Here is a 17,844-nt window from a genome sequence, read left to right as displayed (position 1 = left end):
TTCACTTGGGAGCTCCCGACGGTCCAATGTACTGCTTCGCAATCACCACATTGTCGAAGAAGACCGTGTTGTGAGTCTGCTGAGTCCAGCGATCGGTCACATAGCTTTCCAGTGTGAACGCGTTGGCCAGCAGCGAGGGATTGGTTCGCCAATTGAAGCCTCGCCAATGGCCTCGGAGTTCGCCGTCGATCCAGTATGCCTGCTCGCCGTCCTCTTCGCCGGGCGTGTTGTGTTGAAGCATGAATTCAACACAGATCCAATGTCCACGCTCGATTTTCGGTTGCTCTTCGGGACGGAAGCCGTTGCCCCAATACTTTCCATCAGGGCTTGGTTTCATCGTGTGCCAATAGCTGTAGAAGTTCCAGCGTCCCGGAGGCTGCCATTTGCCCCAGTTCCCCCACGGTTCAATCGCGGTGGAAAAACGTTCGTCGCCATCGGGCAACAAACCAGCACCTCCAAAGCCGCTCCAACGTTCTTTCCCCTGCAAAGACTTGTTCGCGCGGAGCGTGCAGAAGTGATGCACGTAGTCGCAGTTCGCATCAAATTTTGTGTAGAAGCGAATGAACAAACGGTCGGTGGAAGCAAACCATTTGGTGAAGCCGCCCCCGGTGTTTTCGTTCAACTTCGCCGAGACTTGCAACGATCGTTCACCGAGCAACGACAAATCACCGGACGGGGGCACATAGGCGAGCGCATGGGCTCGGTTGCTGATGTCGTCCCATTTCGCACCCAGCTCACCTGTTTCGAAATCGTCGGCAAAGAGGACGTCTTCGTGGCTGGCGATGTTTCGATCGGCAACGAAGCGAGCCGCGAATCCCTGTCCCTTGGGGAGTTGGCTTGTTTCGACCCATTGAATGGCTGGTTGGGACTGAGCTTGGATGGAGGTTGCAACGCAGAGTGTCGAAATCAAGCAGACCGTGATGACAACCATGGCGGTGGACAACACGTCGTGTCGCATCGGACATCCTCCCTGTTGGCACGGAACGAAGCAACGGATCAAGAAACGAACTGCCGTATCTTAACCGTCGCAGCCGAGAACGTGGTGATTACTGAATGCGTGATTCTTGCTGCGACTCTTGGAACTGACGAATGAAACGTTGGTCAATCCAATTTTTCAAGTACCAGCACCACTTGGCGTGCACGGTGATCCGACCGTATTCCAACAGGGCTTTGCCATCGCCGGTGTTGAGCAACTTCAAAAAGTTGGACTGCGGTTCGAAACGTTGCATCGATTCATTGGCAAAGAATGCCCGCAGGTTGTGCGACAGAATCGGGCTTTGTCGAACGGCATAGACACCTGCTTTGGGAGCAGGTGATTCCAAGATCGTCCCAGCGTCGCCCACGGCGAAGATGCGCGGATCGGTCAATGATTGCAGCGTGTCCGAGGTGGCGACAAAACCGCGATCGTCCCATTCCAAGCCGAGCTTTTTCAGCACGGGTGGTGCGGTGGCACCGGTTGCCCAAATGACAACGTCCGCCAAATGAGTCTGACCATTTTCCAAAACAAGATTGGCTTCCGCGACGTTGGTGACACGTTGATTCGGTACCACCTGGATGCCACGTGTGGAAAGCAGTCGTTCGATTTTGCGAACGCTGGCCGCTGTCATTCCGCCGGCGACACTCGAGTCGCTGGTGTAAATCGTGATTGAAAACGGATATGTTTCAAACCGGCTTCGCAATCGCTGCAGCAAACAGAAGGCGATTTCAACGCTGGCAACGCCGCCACCGACGATGGCGATTTGCATGGGGCGGCCGTCCGCGATGGGGCGTTCGGTCAGTCGCGTATCAAGACGTTGCAAAAAGGTTTGCATCGGTTTGATGGGCACCATCGAAGGTTGGTCGGCATGTTCCGACCAACCAGCGGGCATCGATCCGACACCGATCGACAAGGCATCAAAGCGAACGCTCTCGTGACTCTCGAATTTCACCAAGCCCATGTCGAGGTCCAGGCCGTTGGTGGCGGCCAAAATCAGTTTCGCCCCGGCTCGTTCGCAGAGCGTGGATAAATCAATCCGCCACTCCGCATCGTTGAACTGATTTCCCAGGGTTCCGGGCAGCATGCCTGAGTAAGTTGCCGTCGGAAATTTGCTGATGCAAACCAAATCGCAATTCGGAATGGGATCCGATTGCCACTGGCGAACGACATGGGCATTGGTGTGTCCGATTCCAAGCAGGACGAGTTGTCGCCGTGAGGAACTCATTGCGTGACTTGTTCGTACTTCGACGGAACCTTGTAGCGATCGCTATAGGTATGCACGCGATGGGTGGGTTTCCCGTCCAGTGTCACCAGCGGCAATTCTGCGTCGATCCATTTTAGAATGCTGCCCTTGTAGTTTTTGACGGACACATTTTCTTTGGCGAGTTGTTTGGCATAAGCACCACTGCGACCACCCACGGTGCAGTAAGGAATGACCACTCGGCCCGAGTACTTTTCGCGGTTCTGTTCGAATTCCCGCTTCGTGATGGCACCTGGAATCACAGAGACGTTGACCTCGGCCTCGCTTCGCACATCGACCAAAACAAAATTCGCGGCGGGAGAGGGTTTCCGAGCTTCCTTCGCTTCCTTTTCTGCCGCACGTTGTGACGCAAGCATTTTGGCGACCGTGCTGGTGTCGACCGTTTCGATTTTTGGGCCACCACCGAACAAGCCACCCAGTTGAGCATGAGCCTCATTGGAGGCCAAAAACGGCAACACCATGGTTGCCACGAAGAAGAATGAGGTCGGTCGTAAGTGCATTGGTTGAGTGTCTTAAGAAAGCAGGAATGTCGACTGAAGCGAGCAGACAGTTTGTGAGTTTGAATTTAGCTTGTTGGCATCTCCACCCAAAACCAACCGCGGAGTTCTCCTTCACGAAAGCCCGTCGCCCGATCGTCCGGGTAGAGCTTGGTCAGTTGTTCTTGGATGATTGGAGCGATTTCGTCGCGGGGGCCGTGGCACATCAGACATTGTGATTGCAACTTGATTGGAAGCAGCGCCGCGGCGTTGCCATTGCTGAGGGAAACGAACGTTGGTTCATCGACCTGGTTGTCTGTCAGTTCTTTCGCCCACTTCGGCGGTTGGTTGTTCGGGTTTCTCAAACGCACGCCGGTGCGTCCAATCTGCAATCCGTGTTTCTCACTGACTTCCTTTGCGATCTGAGTCGCCTCGTTTTTGCAAACTGAAATGGCCGCGGTCGGTCCTTGGCCACTCATGACTTCTTTCAAACGTCCCGACAGGCTTTGAAAGAGGTCGTCTTTGGCTTGCAGCATGGCTTGTCGATTCGCTTCGCTGGGGACCTGATCCGCGGCAATCACAATGTCGGATTGGTCGGCGGACTGCGTGTTGGACGAGGTGGCCTGCGATGCGGGGCGACATCCGATTGTCCAAACTAAGACGAGCGAGATGCCTGCGGGAAGAAGTGTTGTTTTGAGTGTCATGGGTTGTCTCCTCATTCAATATCTCGGTGTCTCAATTCCCGAGCGGGAGGTAAGCGAAGCCGTCCGCTTGCAGGTTGGCAACGGAAGTCACGGCTGAAACTGCGGTTTCCACGAACACGACCACCTCATCGGGTTGACCGCCACTCGAAATCAACGATTGGCCACAGACATACATGTCCACTCCGGCCTCGTGAAGTTTTCGCAGTAACGAGAGATTCGGATTGTCATCGGTTTGGAACTTGGCCGCGTAGGCACCTGGTTCGAGAACGACAAGCGTTGCGTCACCGTGGAACACCACCGCCAATTGAAGGCTGGCGGGTTCCTCTCCCGCACCTGCCCAGATGTTGAGGTACTTCGCAAGTTTCTTCAGTGCCGGATTGACGTCGTTCGGGTTGGCTCCCCGAGTCAGATCGACCAAGAGTTTGGTTCCTGGTCGAGGTTGCTGGGACGCATCGGGTAAGCGGACAATCTCGCCGACACCTGCAATCGCGGGAGTCGCAGTCGTTTTGAAATCACGAGCTGGTTTACCAGGTACGGCGTGGTTCTTCATCGCCTCCGCAAAACCTCGTTCGACAAAGCCCGAGACCACCTTCGCGTGGGCTTGGATCAGGTCGGCCACGTAAGGATCGTCGGACGTTTCAATGACACGCACCCCCGTTTCCGTCTCTTCGTGTCTCATCTGAATCTTGTCCGTGTGTTGAAACAATTCGGCAAACAACGGATCACGCATCCGGATCGGATTTGTGTTCTCAATGCGATCCTCCATCCAGTGCACATGTTCCTTGATCTTATCTGCAATGTCTGGAACGTCGGATTGCGTCAGGGTCTCCACACCGTTGGGAAGCTCCTTCACGGTGCGTTTGATCTTGTCGTGGTTTTGCAGGAGGTATTGAAACACCTCGTGGTCGGCATCATGACGTTCGTCGTGGCCGTGTTGGTTGTCCGCGTGAGGTGACTCGTTGCCAGCAGCCCGACCGGGCCCCATTCCGCGACCCCCTCGCGGCCCCCGTCCCATGCCCTGTCCGAATCCGGGGCCTCGGCCACCTCGAAAACCTGGCGTGTTTTCTTGTGCCGCGGACGAAACCGAAAGGAGCAAAGTAGAAAGCAGGACAAAAGAAAATCGCAACGGGGTGTTCATTGGAGCGGCCTGAGTGGGGAAGGAGCAAATGGAAGTCGGAGGTCGAAGAAAGGTGTCAAGCATTTGCCTCACAGAGTTGTTTGGTTGTGACAATGTGTAGGCTCCAGCTTGCTTGGCACAATCAAGCAGTTGACGAAGCGGGCTGTTGGTGGACGGTGGGCAGTTCCGCTTGTTTCCAAGCCATGTAGCCTCCGGTCAAATTGGCGACGTCCTTGTATCCTTTGGATTGCAGAACACTGGCTGCGATGGCGGCGCGGGCTCCGCTGCGGCATTGCGTCACCACTTTGGTCTCGCGGGGAATCTGCCCGAGGGTGTCAGGAAGTCGGCCCAAGAAATGGTGCGTCGCTTGCTCAATGTGTCCTTCGTCCCATTCCTCTTGCGAGCGGACATCGATCAAAGTGACTTCGCCACCTCGGATGGCGTCGGCAAGATCTTCTGGGGTTGCTGTTTCATAAGATTCAGTGGCCCGGCCGCTCCCTAAGATTGCGGAGGCATCGAAGCCGCCGGCAATGTGATCGCAACCGATCGCGTGCAGAACGCGTGCGGCTTCCTCCAGTTCCTCTGGTTTGCAGATCAGAGACACAGGTTTGTCGTAGTCGACCAACCAGCCGGCCCAGGGCGAAAGCATTTCGATGGGGATGTTGATGGATCCCGGCACATGCTCGTTTGCAAACGCATCGGACGATCGCAGATCGACCACCACACCGTTTTCGAGTGAGTCATCCAAACGGTCCAGTGAAAGCATCTCGTGGTGATGGTCCGCGCCCAGGATTTTGGGGCCTTCCTTGTTGACTCGTTTCATCACCGCGAAGTATTTCGGAGCTTCGGGTTGGTCGGCCAAGATGTACTGAACGAATTCCTCTTCGTCGTCGAACTGCAACGCGGGGTTGTAGCGTTTTTCGTATCCGACGGTGGAGGAAGGGATCGCACCCAGACCTTTGCCGCAGGCACTTCCGGCACCGTGGGCGGGCCACACCTGTAAGTGATCAGGCAATTCGAAAAATCGTTTGATGGAGGCGAACAAGTCCCTTGCTCCCGGTTCCGCCGTGTCCATCATTCCCGCGGCTTCCTCGAGCAAGTCAGGGCGGCCGATCGATCCCACGAAGACGAAGTCACCGGTGAAAATTCCCATTGGTGTCGCTGCGCCGCCACCTCGATCCGTCAACAAGAACGAGAGGCTCTCCGGAGTGTGTCCGGGCGTGTGCATCGTTTCGAATCCAATCTCGCCAATCCGAAATGTATCGCCATCGGTCAAGAGTTGGTGGGGATAGCCACTCACATACTCGTACTTCCAATCCTGGGGGCCGGCGTCGGACACAAAAAGCTTGGCACCCACTCGGTCCGCCAGTTCACGGGCTCCGGAGACGTAATCCGCATGGATATGAGTTTCCGCGACGGCGGTGATTTGCAGACCTTCGCGTTCTGCCATCTCGAGGTAACGTTCGATTCGACGCCCCGGATCCACGATCACTGCTTCTTGGGTTTTTTGACATCCGACCATGTACGAGGCATGAGCCAATTTGGAGTCGTAAAAGTATTTCAGCAACATAGGTTTCTCTCCAAGTGAGGATGTCCAGGTGGACTTACGCAACGACCGATTTCAAAATGACAAAGCATGCGACCACGATGACCGCGATCGCGAAAGTTTTCTGCAACGTGGAACCATGAAGGTGTTTCGCGACGAAGCCTCCAAATTGCATGCCAACGAGTCCACCCGCTGTGAATAACGCGGCGGTTGTGCTTGAGAGTTCATTGCCGGCGATCAAATGGGAGGAAACACCGCTGATGCTGATCAAGACAACCACAAACAACGACGTTGCCACCGCGGAGTGAATGGCCATCCCGCTGAAGAGCACCAACGCGGGAACAATCACAAATCCACCGCCGACTCCGAAAAGACCTGACAGCACTCCCGTGACCAAACCGACAACGATCAACAATCGGGCGCAACGCGAGGTCAATCGAAGCTGGCCGTCGGCATCGCGCTGACACGCCGATCGATCGACTCTTGGTTTGCCTTCGGTGGAGCAGGTTCCGGTTGCCAACTGAGGGTGAGCGGCTTTGACCCACATGCGATGAGCGACAACGCACATCAGGCAAGCGAACAAAATCAGAAGCACGTTCTCGGGAACCAACGTCGACAGGTAGCTGCCAACGGGAGCCCCCAGCATTCCCGAGATGGCGAAAAGCAATCCGGTTCGCAGCTCCACCTCACCGCGAATCAATCTTGGGACGGCACCCGACAAAGCGGTTCCTCCAACGGAAGCCAACGAGATTCCAACCGCTTCGCGTGGAGCGATCGAAAGCCCGTACACCAACAACGGGACGGCAAAGATTCCGCCTCCTCCGCCGGTCAAGCCCAAGGCGAATCCAACGATGCAACCGAATAGGACCTCGAGTCCGGACATGGTTCATCAACCGCGAAAACAACAGAAAGTGGAAAGGTCGAGATGTTTTGATGTGTTTGTCGTGACGAGAGGCACCGTTTGGAACTTGGGATCCCCAGTCTCGCGAATCTCCGGTCCGGTGACGCGACCTCACAGGTCAATGTATCGGAATGTCTTGAGGTGTCAATGAAGTGGTTTCGTTGGCTCGATGCTTTTTTGTGCTGAGTTGTCCGCCGAGGGGCGGCCGAATCAGGTCTTGGTTTGACCCAACCGGTTTGGATTTGCGGTCCCTTAGAGGACTCGATCGTGGCCGTTCCCCCGCGTTTACCAGTGTTTTGCCGAGTGAAAACGGTCTTTTGGGGGACCGAGATGGCCTGCACCGCGGTTTCTCGAAGCGGCCAGGACGCTCGGCAGAACAAGCGAGTGACCGCGGGCCGCTGGACATTGCTGCGACAAAATGACGTTAGGTTTCGATCGAATTTGCGGTCATCGAAACGACACCTTTGCCGCAAAGCACATTCATTTCTTCCGTTCCCGAGCCATCGATGGAGTCGCCCACGACCATCAGCCGTCAGCAGAACGCGACAGTGTCGGACGGCGGATGGGCACGTCGAATCGTGGCCGGTTATCTGGTTGTGCAGGCCGCGAGTACGTTGATTTGGTGGGGGATGCTGATCCTGTTTCCCGCCAGCATCCGTTGGTTTTGGCCGGAACGTTGGCCGGTGGAATCGTTGTGGGTGTTTGGATTGGCGGACGGAGGATTGATCGTTGCCGGTTCGGCTTTGGCGGCCCTGTTGGTCATGAGGCAGTCTGCTTGGGCATCCATCGCGGTTTGGTCGGTTGCAGCGACGGTTTGGTATCCCACCTTGGTTTGCGTCGCGGTCAGTGCTTGGACCGGTGAGGCGTGGGTTGGTTCGTCACTGATGATCAGCATGGCGGGCCTATCGTTGGCCATGGCAACCATTCACGGCAGAGACGGACAGCCCGCCACGATTCGAACGACGTGCATGTTGCCTCGTCGAGCGATCGTTTGCACGCTTGCTCAGACAGCGATCTTTTGGAGCACGTTCCTGTGGGTGCTGCCGATGGGGTTGCTGGAATGGCAGCTCACGATGGGTGTAACACGGTTCCAGCATCCATTGCAAGAACCGGTGGCCATCGGTGGATTTCTGGTCGCATCGGTCTTAGGGCTATGGAGCGGGATCAGCATGTCCGTTGGAGGCGAGGCAACACCGCTGCCAACCGCCACCGCGTCAAAGTTGGTGGTTGAGGGGCCTTACCGTTTGGTCCGGAACCCAATGGCGGTTGCCGGGATCGGACAAGGCATCGCCGTGGGTTGGTACTTGGGCAGTTGGTTCGTGATTGCCTACGCGTTCACCGGCGCGGTCGTGTGGCACCTGCTGGTCCGACCGGTGGAAGAACGCGATCTCAAGCTTCGTTTCGGCGAAGACTACCTGCGGTATCAGAATGAAGTTGCGTTGTGGGTTCCACGTTGGCCGGGGGCGCATCTGGCGTCTAGAACGACTTTGATGAGGCTTTCCAGTCCAAGTGAAACATCTGTTGATGCAGTGGAGCGGTTCAAACCATAGTCGCCTTCTGCTCCGCAGAAGTGGCGTTGAGGGACGCAGCTTTTGCTAAGCGAAAGGCGACAATGATCAACCGTTGTGCAAAGCCTCACTTCTGAGGATTATCTGGCTGTGACTGACTTGGTGGTTGCAGCGTTGACATGTAGGTCTCAACAGCGTCTTGCATTTTTCGGATACGCGAGTTGCCCGGGAGACGATTGAGCCGAAACTGATTGCTCGCTTGATTGAAGACTCGAACGTTTCTTCCGCGAAAGACGGTATGCCCGGGGCCTTCTTCGAAGTCGAGGTTTTGAGGCTGGTCCGCCATTCCCATGGGAGATTGGATTTCCTGCTTCACGGGTTTCATTTCGGGCTGAGTGGCGGGCACTGATTCATCGACCACATCGAGCGACAGGTCATCTGCCCAAAGCCGGCCTTTGTTGGACATGATCGCGCCGAACGTGATGATGGTGGCGTCTTTGGGAACATCCAAGACGATCTCCACCTGTTGCCAATCTTGGGTGCCTTGGATTCGGCGGGACACCATGTTGTCGAAGGCGACTGTTCCGCGTTCTTCCGAGTCAATTCGCATCCAAAGTCCGGCATTACGAACGTCTTTGGTCTTGAGGAAACCGCTGTATTTCAGGCGTTTGCCGGCATAGCGATCCGCGCGGATCGCTTGCACCAAGGTTCCAAATCCCATACCTCGCTCCTTGTTGAGAGCTTCCAACGAAGCGCTTGCATCGCCTTCGTGTTTGACATCGTTGTCGATCGTCACACGGAAGCCATAGGTCGTGCCACCCCAATGAAGTGGCAAGATGCTTTTGGTTTTTTCGAGATCGCTGTCGGTGGAGGGCTCACGCTTGAGTTGTGACATCTCGAGTCGTTTGGCGACTTCAGGTTGGTTGTGTTCGTTGTCGATGTAAAGCTGCCGGCGATTGGCTTCCGTCATCATCTTTTCGGTGATCTCAATGTCTCCCGTGTCGATTGCCCTCAGTTTCAGACGCACTGTCTGCTTCGGTTCGACATCCAAATTGCCCAGGACTTCGGGTAAATCTTCGCTGAGACGCTTTTTCCACTTCTGACCATAGATCCGCTGCGTCTTTTCGATCAGCTCGTCAATCGGAAAACGTTCAATTTCTAAGACTTCAAAGGTCTCGTCGTCCGAGACAACGACAACGCGTCCGCCTTCAAACACCATTCTTGTGAAAGGCGAGATTTTGGGTGGCTCGGAAACGGGTTTGTTTTGTCGGTGAGCATTTTGGCTCAACGGATTGGGGGCATTGGGATCGTTGGTCTGCTGAGTAATGGTGATGACGTGTGTATCACCACGTTCAATCTTGACTTGTTGGTTGTCGATCTGGATCCCATCGTATTGCCCTGCGATTTCGACGGTGTATTCACCCGAGCGGACTTGGATCGATTGTCCATCGTCCGTGACGGTCATCTCTTGAACCACTTCGTCCCCACGACGAACTTGGATGGGCAGATCTTGCTCCGCGTGACTTTCGATGCGGAGCGTGCCATTGTCCGACTGCAACACCAACACAATCGCGGCCCATGCGAAGAACCCGAACATCCCGGCTGCCAAGATCCAGGGGAAACGAGTTCCGATAAAGCTTCTGCCACCTTTGGGATTGGTCGGACTGGTTGCAATGGGTTTTATGGGTTCGGGTGGCGAGCGAGTGGGATCCAGCAAATACGCTTGCCAACCTTTGAGAACCTCCGCGACGTCTGCGGATCGTTGGTAGCGATGCGATGGATCTTTGCTGAGCAAACGCATTACCAATGATTCCAGCCAATCCGGAACCTCCGCATTGATTTCACGAAGCGAACGTGGGGCGTCGTTACCGATGCGGTTAAGCACGCCCATGGTGGTTTCGGCTCGGAAGGGACTGCGGCCGGTCAGCATGAAGTAGATGACACTGCCCAAAGAAAACAGGTCGCTTCGATGATCCATCGCGTCACCATGAGCCTGTTCCGGTGACATGTACTGTGGCGTTCCCGCGATCACTCCGCTGCGAGTCATGCTGGCGTCGTCAACTGCGCGAGCCAAACCAAAGTCGGTGATTTGAACACGTTCGACTCCGTTCTCCAGTAGGATGTTGGCGGGTTTGATGTCGCGATGGATGAGCCCTTGTTCGTGGGCCGCAGTCAAACCCTCGGCGATTTGAGTTGCGATGCGGACGGCTTCCAACGGCGACAACGGGCCGCCTTGTTCGACTCGTTGTTGCAGGCTTTGTCCTTCCACGACCGGCATGACCAAGTAGGGCAAACCGTTGTGTTCGTCGACGGTTTGAATGGGCACCACATGCGGATGCACCACGGCGGCCGCACTACGCGCCTCTCGCGAAAAACGTTTGCGAGCTGCGGCGGAAGTGGCGAGTTCAGGAGACAAGACTTTCACGGCACATTGACGCCCCAGGGAAGTGTCCAAGGCACGCATGACAATACCCATGCCGCCACGGCCGAGGATCTCTTTGATTTCATAGCGTGCGAAACGACCGATCGAGTCACCGTCGGTGGGCTCATCCAGAAAGCTCAGAGGCCGAGCACCCGCTGAGTGTTTCAGATTTGCGTTCGTGAGAAAGTCGTCCGTATCAACATCGTTGCGACCGGATGGTGGCAAGGTTGGGTTTTCTTGGGCGAGTCGATTCGCCGATCCGCGGTCGCGAAGAAGCTGCCCGAGATCGTCGTCATTCCAACCGCTCGTGGCCAATTGTTCCACTTGTCGTTGGCACTGTTCGCACGTTTCGATGTGCTGCGTGACCTCGCGGGTGTCGTCTTTCAGTTCGTCATGAAGAAAGGCATGCAGCGTGTCTTCGGAAAGGTGTGTCTGTTTTATCGGAGGTCGTGCGATCATTGGTTGGATTCCCATTGGCTGGAAAGTTGCTGGACTTCTTTTTGCAATCGTGCCATCACACGACACTTTGCCATCCGCACGGCTCCCACCGATTTGTCGAGGGACCGAGCGACCTCGGAGAAAGAGTGCCCTTCCACAGCGGTCATCCAGAACGCTTGCCATGTGTCCGGTTCCACTTTGGGTTGCACCCGATCCGCGGCCCAGTGAAGTTGTTGACGACGCAGTTCGAAATCAAACAGCGTTGCCGTCTCTTGGGTTGGATCCGGCTGTTGTTGCAACCACCGATGAACTTGGCTGTCACCCGACCCGATCGGCCCTTGGGACCGAGTCAGATGGTTGATGACCAAATTGCGAGTGATCCGAAACAACCAAGCTCGAAACGATCCATCACCGCGCGAATGAAAGGAAGCAATGGAACGGCGAACGACGGCAAAGACCTCTTGAGAGAGATCTTCCGCGTCGGCGTGTTGCAACCCTTTGGCTTGGGCCACGCGAATCACGAGCGGTCGGTAAATGGCGACAAACTCGGTCCATACTTCTTCCGAAGCTGGGTTCTCGAGGTTGCCGATCAGCGACGTTCGTGTTTCTGGTCCAAGCAAAACATTTTCTCCTGCCAGCCAAACACGGCCGCCGCAGGTTTGTCACACAGATTTTCGAAAAGAAAACGATTCTACCGTCATGTCGTCGTTGGAACGGTGATTTGCTGGAAACTCGTCGAGTCTTCGGTCTATGCTTGGGCTCAGCCGTCGCGTCCGTGACGGTCCCCGCCAGCGACCCATTCGAGGTTGCGTTGTCTCCCACCCAAATCTTCCCACCATGCGTTTCTTCATGTCAGAGTCGTCTCCATCAGTAGCGTCCTCATCAGCAACGCCCTCGTTGCTCGCGCCAATCGTATTCTCGCTCGTGGTGGGCTCGTTGAGCCCGGCGGGTGCGGAGGATTCGCTTCGTGAAGCGGTTGAGTGTCATCCTCGGCAGGGACTGCCCAACTTCATCGCGAAAGCCGAAGCGGGGGAAACGGTACGAGTCGCTTATCTGGGCGGAAGCATCACCGCGGCACCTGGGTGGAGAGTCCAATCGCGAGACTGGTTGGCGGAGCGATACCCCAACGCAACGATCGAAGAAATTCATGCGGCGATTGGAGGGACCGGTTCGGGGCTGGGCGTTTTTCGTCTGCAGCAAGATGCTCTGCGTCACCAACCTGATTTGTTGTTCGTGGAATTCGCGGTCAACGATGGGGGTGTTGCACCCGAACGCATTCACCAATCGATGGAGGGAATCGTTCGGCAGACTTGGGCGGCGGATCCGAACATCGACATCTGCTTTCTTTACACGTTGACCAAACAAATGCTGGGTGATCTGCAAGCGGGAAAGATGCCGCGAGCCGCCAGTGCGATGGAAGTGTTGGCCGACCACTACCAAATCCCATCGATTCATTTTGGCGTCGAAGTGGCTCGGTTGGAGTCGGCCGGAGAGTTGGTGTTCCAGGCACCCAAGCCGGCGGACTTCCAGGCAACGCCAATGGTGTTCTCCACGGACGGAGTGCATCCTCATGTGGAAACGGGGCATAGGGTCTACACCGAGACGATTGTCCGATCGTGGCCTGCGATTTCGAAGGCAAGCGGTTCGGCAAAAGCTCACGAACTCAAGCAACCGCTACGGGACGACAACTGGCAGGGAGCAAAGATGGTTCCTATCACGCCGGAGATGCTGAGCGGGGCATGGCAAAAGCTTGATTCGAACGACGGTTTGGCCAAGCGTTTCCAACGCAATATGTCGGTCTTGTATCAAGCCAAAGAACCCGGCGCTGCGATTGAATTCACTTTCAACGGGATCAACGCGGGCGTGTTTGATTTGCTGGGGCCGGATGGTGGGCAAGTTCGGATCGAACTGGATGGCAAACAGCAGACACGCAATCGAATCGATGGCTACTGCACCTATCACCGCATGGCGACATTGAACCTCGGTTCGGATTTGATGCCCGGTCGACATACCGTCCGAATCGAACTCACTCCAGCCGAATTGGACAAACGAGAAATCTTGTTTGAACGCAATCAAGCCGACATCGACCAAAAGCCCGAAAAGTACCAGGGGCATACCTGGTACGCGTCATCGCTGATGTTGATTGGCAACCTTGAGTGAAGCGGTCGCGCGATGCGAGCGATCTGTCCGACCGATTCGGTCCCGAACGCAATAATGTCGCCATTCGCTTCGTGAAAGCTGCGTTGGCCAATCCGCCTTTGGCGGCGTGTCATACGCATGAGAGATCCACTGCCTACTCGTTCCCATTCGGTGCACTGGTTTGGTAGATGTGAACGTCCTGCTGTGGGAATGGGATGGAGATTCCGGCCGCGTCAAAGCGTCGTTTGACCTCGCGTGTCACCTCCGTTTTGACCTGCCACCAATCGGTCGTGGCGGCCCAGGGGCGACAGACAATGTTGACCGAAGAGTCGGCCAGCGCGTGGGTGACGACGACGGGTTCGGGATCGCTGAGCACCAGTTCGTGAGCCTTCACAACATCAGTGATGATTTGTTCGGCTTCTTCGAAATCATCGCTGTATCCAATCCCAAACTCCATGTCGACACGACGTTTGTCGTTGGCGGTGATGTTGGTGATCACGTTGTTCCAGATCTCGTTGTTGGGAACGTAGATCGTTTGGTTGTCGAAGGTATGAAAGGTGGTGGACACCAGATTCATTTGATGCACTTTCCCGGTCACGCCTCCCGCGTTGACCACATCGCCGACGTCAAACGGACGATTGACCAAGATCATCAATCCGCTGGCAAAGTTGCTCAGGGTGTCTTGCAATGCCAAGCCGACAACCAAGCCGGTCGCCCCGATCGCGGCCAGGATCGGCGCGATGTCCACTTCCAACGCCGTCAGAGCCACGGCGAATCCAACTGCGAGCAACACATTGCGGATCGTGTTCGCGATCAATCGCTCCGCCAGTTGCGAGAGATGGATCTTTCTTTCCAGCAACCAATTCACCATGCCGGCCAAAATCTTTGAAAGCACATAGGCAATCAACAAGATTAGAACGAACTTCAGGATGTTCCACGCCCAACGTTGGCCGCCCTCTTTGGAAATGAACCATCCGACCACCGTCGACCAAGCCGCTTCCGCATCCGTCGTGTCGAATTCGACTCCGGAGACCGCCACGATGTACTGGCGATAGCTTTCCACCTCCCCGCCCTTGGCCTCCCAGGAATCCAGCACAACAGAAAGCCGGTCGCTCAACGAGGTGCGTTCGTCTTGCAGGACCGTGATGTCCTCCAGCAATTCCGTTTTCATTTCCGCGGCGGCATTTGCCGTCGGCGTGACACCGTCATCGGCTGATTCGGTGGAGCTGTCCTGGTCGATGGTTTCCGCGTCTTCTTCGTTGGCATCCTCATTGGTCGCGTCTGTGCCATTGGCATCGTCTTCTGTGATACCCAGGTTCTCTTTGGCGGCTTGCGTGACAGATTGCTTCGTGCGTTCCGCCGCGTCGTCTGCCAGATGCCGAACCTTTTCGGCTTCTTCCAGTGATTTCGATGCTGTTTGTTGATCGTCGGCATCGAGTGCTTCGCTGGTCTTCTTGACACTCAGTTTGACGACCGCAATCTGGCGAGCTTTGCTCTTAAGCAATTCAAACCAAGCGTCGGCCTCGATCGCAAGCTCATCTTGAGTCAGCGGTTTGACCATCACCTTCAAATTGTCCAGCGGCACCTGTGGATCGGCCGTCGTCAGCGGAGCCGGCTTGGGCGTTTCGGCGGAGGCCTCTTTCGAATCGGAATCTTGCGCCAAGCACGTTGAACCAACCAGACAAATGGCTGCGATCCAAGTGGAGCACAGCACGCGAAGCATGCTGAGGGAAATGGCTGGATGTCGTGGCATGCAAAACATGATGCGGTGACTCCTCGAGGCGAATGGGTTCGGTCGGGCGATTTCGTTTTCCCAATACCCTACCGCTGATGACTCATGCCATGAAGGCCGAAAGGATGCCGGCCAAGATTGCATGGGGCTCAGGCTCCGTGATCCCATTCTGTGTCCTTCGCAGCGTCTTTAACGGATTCAGATTCGTGTCATTGGTCCGAGCGAATGACCCAACAGGAATCATGTGGATGCATGCCGATGTGAGGGTAATACGTTTGAGCCGACGGTGCCGAAAGCAAAATCAACGTGGTCTGCAGTCCCGCGTGAACATGTGTCCGGCGGATGAGTTGCTGGCCGATGCCACGTTTCTGGTAGTCCTGGTCGACGGCGAGATCGGACAAATAGGTGCAGTAGCTGAAGTCAGAAATCGCACGTGAAATTCCGATGATTTTTCCCAACTCGGTCCGAGCGGTGACGATCAAATCCGCACGGCGCAACATCGTTTCCAAACGTGAGCGATCGGCTGGCCGACGTTCGGAAAGCGTGGATCGTTGCAGCACCTGAATGAATTCATCAACACTTAAATCAGGTTCTGTTTGATAGGCGACGGTGGATGAAAGGTTCACGTGCGATGTTGCTGTGTTGTGGAAAGGAAGTGGCAATCTGTTTGAACTCGGTTCGGAAGCTTCCGCTTCGCGTTGCAGCCAAACCATTCGGTCAATGAACCAGAGTTTGCCCAGCATCGATGCCACCATGCCAGTGAGCGTCGCGGTTAGATTCAGCGTGGTCACACCGATCAACCAAACCAATGCGCCGACGGATGCGATCGTGATGGTGGATCGAATGACGTGTCGGTGGTGGCTCGCCAGTGCGTCCCGCTGGCGCAACCAAATTTGCTCCCCCAGCACGCCCCGTGACATCCAGTTGTCGACCGATTGAGGCGGTGGGAACACTCGCGGATTGAGCCAGATCCATATCGCGACGATTGCGACGCAGGTCACGGACCACCATCCAATCCAGACGCGGCTCCAGATCGCAAGCGTTAACAATGGAAAGATGGCAACACGAGTCCAGCCGCTCCACGGGTTCGCGTGACGCTCCCAAGTGGCCTGGCTCATGCCCATCGCTTGTTCGGTGGCTCGACCAAGGGCGTTTTTATGGGAATCGTTCATGTGAATCGGGGATCAAACAAATGTCACGTCGAAAGGTGTTGGCAACGAAAACCTGTTGGCAGCAAAACCCATTGATGCACTTCTTAGCGATGAATTCCTCCAGCGTATCACAGCTTCGCAAGTGGTCGGTGCTCTTCTGGTTCGCCGATCCCATGCGTCGGATGGACTCAGCCCATTGCATGTTCGATAACGGGTGACTCACCTGACTCGCCCGTGACTGGAGAGCCCGCCCGCGGGACGTTGCGTCGTATGAAAACCCGACAATTCTCGATCGAACAGACACGCCGCATTGCGCTGGCGTCTCAAGGCTTTCGAGACAAACGCCCCACGGGGCCGGTGACCGCCCGCCACTTTCGGCGAGCCTTGGATCGGATGCAAGTTTTGCAATTGGACTCCGTCAACGTGGTTTGTCGGTCGCACTTCCTGCCGATGTTTTCGCGATTGGGAAATTACGATCGTGAAAAACTGGACACGTGGTTGTGGCGGAGCGGTGAAAATCTGGAATACGTGGGACATGAAGCTTCGATCACTCCCGTGTCCACGCGGCCACTGTTGGCTCATCGCTTCGAAGAGAATCGTTGGGGGCGAGCCAAGATCGAGGAAGAGCACCCGGAGTACGTCCAGCAGGTACTCGAGGAAGTACGACAAGTCGGAGCCATCTCGGTTCGCGATCTTTCGAACCCCGGACAGAAAACCGGGACTTGGTGGGGAGGATCCATTGGGAAACGGACGTTGGAATGGTTGTACACGACCGGGCGAATCAACATCTGCCATCGCGATCGCAGTTTTGTTTCGCACTACGATGTTCCGGAACGGCTGATCCCGGAACCGGTCCGTTCAATTGAACCGATGGCACGACGGGACGCGCAGAAGCAACTGTTGCTCATCGGGGCCAAGGCTCATGGGATTGGGACCGCGACCGATCTAGCGGACTACTTTCGGATTCGGATGCCCGAGGCTCGGCCACTGCTAAAAGAACTGGTGGACGAGCAGCGTTTGCAATTGGTGACGGTCGACGGATGGGAGGAAGATGCGTACTGGATCCCAGGAACAAGTTGTCCGAAATCCATTTCAGTCAACACGTTGCTGACTCCGTTTGATCCCGTGGTGTGGTTTCGTCCGCGAGCCAAACGGTTATTCGGCTTTGACTACAAGATCGAGATCTATACGCCGGAATCGAAACGAAAGTATGGCTACTACGTTTTGCCTTACTTGTTGAATGACCGGTTGGCGGGCCGCGTGGATGTCAAAGCGGATCGAGCGTCGGGGACGTTGCTCGCCAAAGCTTGCTTTCACGAACCAGACGAGCACCCTGGCGAGGTCGCCGATTCGCTCGCGATCGCTTTGCGAGAGCTTGCAAGTTTTCTCGGGCTGAACGAAATTCGCGTCGGACGACGAGGGAATCTGTCACGATATCTGCCACGTGAGCTCACATGAACTTGCGGCGATCGG

General features: G+C 55.8%; 15 protein-coding genes. 4 read left to right on the top strand and 11 right to left on the bottom strand.

The window, feature by feature from the left end; genetic code table 11:
• Window position 1: 1 nt before the first annotated feature.
• The 7 genes from LOC70_RS10700 to LOC70_RS10670 all read right to left on the bottom strand — a co-directional run bounded on the left by LOC70_RS10700 (window position 2) and on the right by LOC70_RS10670 (window position 6,963).
• Entirely contained in the window at window positions 2–958 is a 957-nt protein-coding gene (locus LOC70_RS10700; RefSeq protein ID WP_230253592.1) for a hypothetical protein, read from the bottom strand.
• An 88-nt stretch (window positions 959–1,046) separates the two neighbouring features.
• Window positions 1,047–2,201, bottom strand: a complete 1,155-nt coding sequence (locus LOC70_RS10695; RefSeq protein ID WP_230253591.1) for an FAD-dependent oxidoreductase — start codon at window positions 2,199–2,201, stop codon at window positions 1,047–1,049.
• Complete coding sequence (locus LOC70_RS10690; RefSeq protein ID WP_230253590.1) at window positions 2,198–2,737, bottom strand: rhodanese-like domain-containing protein; 540 nt, start codon at window positions 2,735–2,737, stop codon at window positions 2,198–2,200. The genes LOC70_RS10695 and LOC70_RS10690 overlap by 4 nt, the downstream gene beginning before the upstream one ends.
• Window positions 2,738–2,802: 65 nt before the next feature.
• Window positions 2,803–3,417, bottom strand: a complete 615-nt coding sequence (locus tag LOC70_RS10685) for a c-type heme family protein (protein WP_230253589.1) — start codon at window positions 3,415–3,417, stop codon at window positions 2,803–2,805.
• Between the two features lie 31 nt (window positions 3,418–3,448).
• Window positions 3,449–4,402, bottom strand: coding sequence for a DsrE family protein (locus tag LOC70_RS10680; protein WP_230253588.1), 954 nt, complete (start codon window positions 4,400–4,402; stop codon window positions 3,449–3,451).
• A gap of 274 nt (window positions 4,403–4,676) precedes the next feature.
• Window positions 4,677–6,104, bottom strand: a complete 1,428-nt coding sequence (locus LOC70_RS10675) for an MBL fold metallo-hydrolase (RefSeq protein WP_230253587.1) — start codon at window positions 6,102–6,104, stop codon at window positions 4,677–4,679.
• A gap of 34 nt (window positions 6,105–6,138) precedes the next feature.
• The gene (locus LOC70_RS10670; RefSeq protein WP_230253586.1) at window positions 6,139–6,963 is read right to left on the bottom strand and encodes a sulfite exporter TauE/SafE family protein; all 825 of its coding nucleotides are present in this window, start codon (window positions 6,961–6,963) and stop codon (window positions 6,139–6,141) included.
• Between the two features lie 482 nt (window positions 6,964–7,445).
• Between LOC70_RS10670 and LOC70_RS10665 the strand changes: the two genes are divergently transcribed.
• Entirely contained in the window at window positions 7,446–8,531 is a 1,086-nt protein-coding gene (locus LOC70_RS10665) for a methyltransferase family protein (protein WP_230253585.1), read from the top strand.
• A gap of 85 nt (window positions 8,532–8,616) precedes the next feature.
• Here LOC70_RS10665 and LOC70_RS10660 read toward each other — a convergent pair whose 3' ends face one another.
• Together LOC70_RS10660 and LOC70_RS10655 are read right to left on the bottom strand one after the other, a co-directional pair.
• Window positions 8,617–11,370 (bottom strand): serine/threonine-protein kinase, encoded by a 2,754-nt coding sequence (locus tag LOC70_RS10660; protein ID WP_230253584.1) that lies wholly within the window; start codon window positions 11,368–11,370, stop codon window positions 8,617–8,619.
• Window positions 11,367–11,969: an RNA polymerase sigma factor gene (locus LOC70_RS10655; protein ID WP_230253583.1), complete on the bottom strand. Its 603-nt coding sequence runs from the start codon at window positions 11,967–11,969 to the stop codon at window positions 11,367–11,369. The genes LOC70_RS10660 and LOC70_RS10655 overlap by 4 nt, the downstream gene beginning before the upstream one ends.
• Before the next feature lie 277 nt (window positions 11,970–12,246).
• On the opposite strand from LOC70_RS10655, the gene LOC70_RS10650 reads away from it, so the two are divergent.
• Complete coding sequence (locus tag LOC70_RS10650) at window positions 12,247–13,509, top strand: GDSL-type esterase/lipase family protein (RefSeq protein WP_390889025.1); 1,263 nt, start codon at window positions 12,247–12,249, stop codon at window positions 13,507–13,509.
• 133 nt (window positions 13,510–13,642) lie between these two features.
• Here LOC70_RS10650 and LOC70_RS10645 read toward each other — a convergent pair whose 3' ends face one another.
• Both LOC70_RS10645 and LOC70_RS10640 read right to left on the bottom strand, forming a co-directional pair.
• Entirely contained in the window at window positions 13,643–15,241 is a 1,599-nt protein-coding gene (locus LOC70_RS10645) for a mechanosensitive ion channel family protein (RefSeq protein ID WP_230253582.1), read from the bottom strand.
• A 188-nt stretch (window positions 15,242–15,429) separates the two neighbouring features.
• Window positions 15,430–16,392, bottom strand: coding sequence for a GNAT family N-acetyltransferase (locus LOC70_RS10640; RefSeq protein WP_230253581.1), 963 nt, complete (start codon window positions 16,390–16,392; stop codon window positions 15,430–15,432).
• Window positions 16,393–16,412: 20 nt separating this feature from the next.
• On the opposite strand from LOC70_RS10640, the gene LOC70_RS10635 reads away from it, so the two are divergent.
• Window positions 16,413–16,589, top strand: coding sequence for a hypothetical protein (locus LOC70_RS10635; protein ID WP_230253580.1), 177 nt, complete (start codon window positions 16,413–16,415; stop codon window positions 16,587–16,589).
• A 52-nt stretch (window positions 16,590–16,641) separates the two neighbouring features.
• Window positions 16,642–17,829, top strand: a complete 1,188-nt coding sequence (locus tag LOC70_RS10630; protein ID WP_230253579.1) for a winged helix-turn-helix domain-containing protein — start codon at window positions 16,642–16,644, stop codon at window positions 17,827–17,829.
• Window positions 17,830–17,844: the final 15 nt, after the last annotated feature.

Origin of the sequence: Rhodopirellula halodulae, from assembly GCF_020966775.1 — a bacterium.
In the GTDB taxonomy this organism is placed as follows: domain Bacteria; phylum Planctomycetota; class Planctomycetia; order Pirellulales; family Pirellulaceae; genus Rhodopirellula; species Rhodopirellula halodulae.
This window is presented reverse-complemented; position numbering and strand designations above follow the sequence as displayed.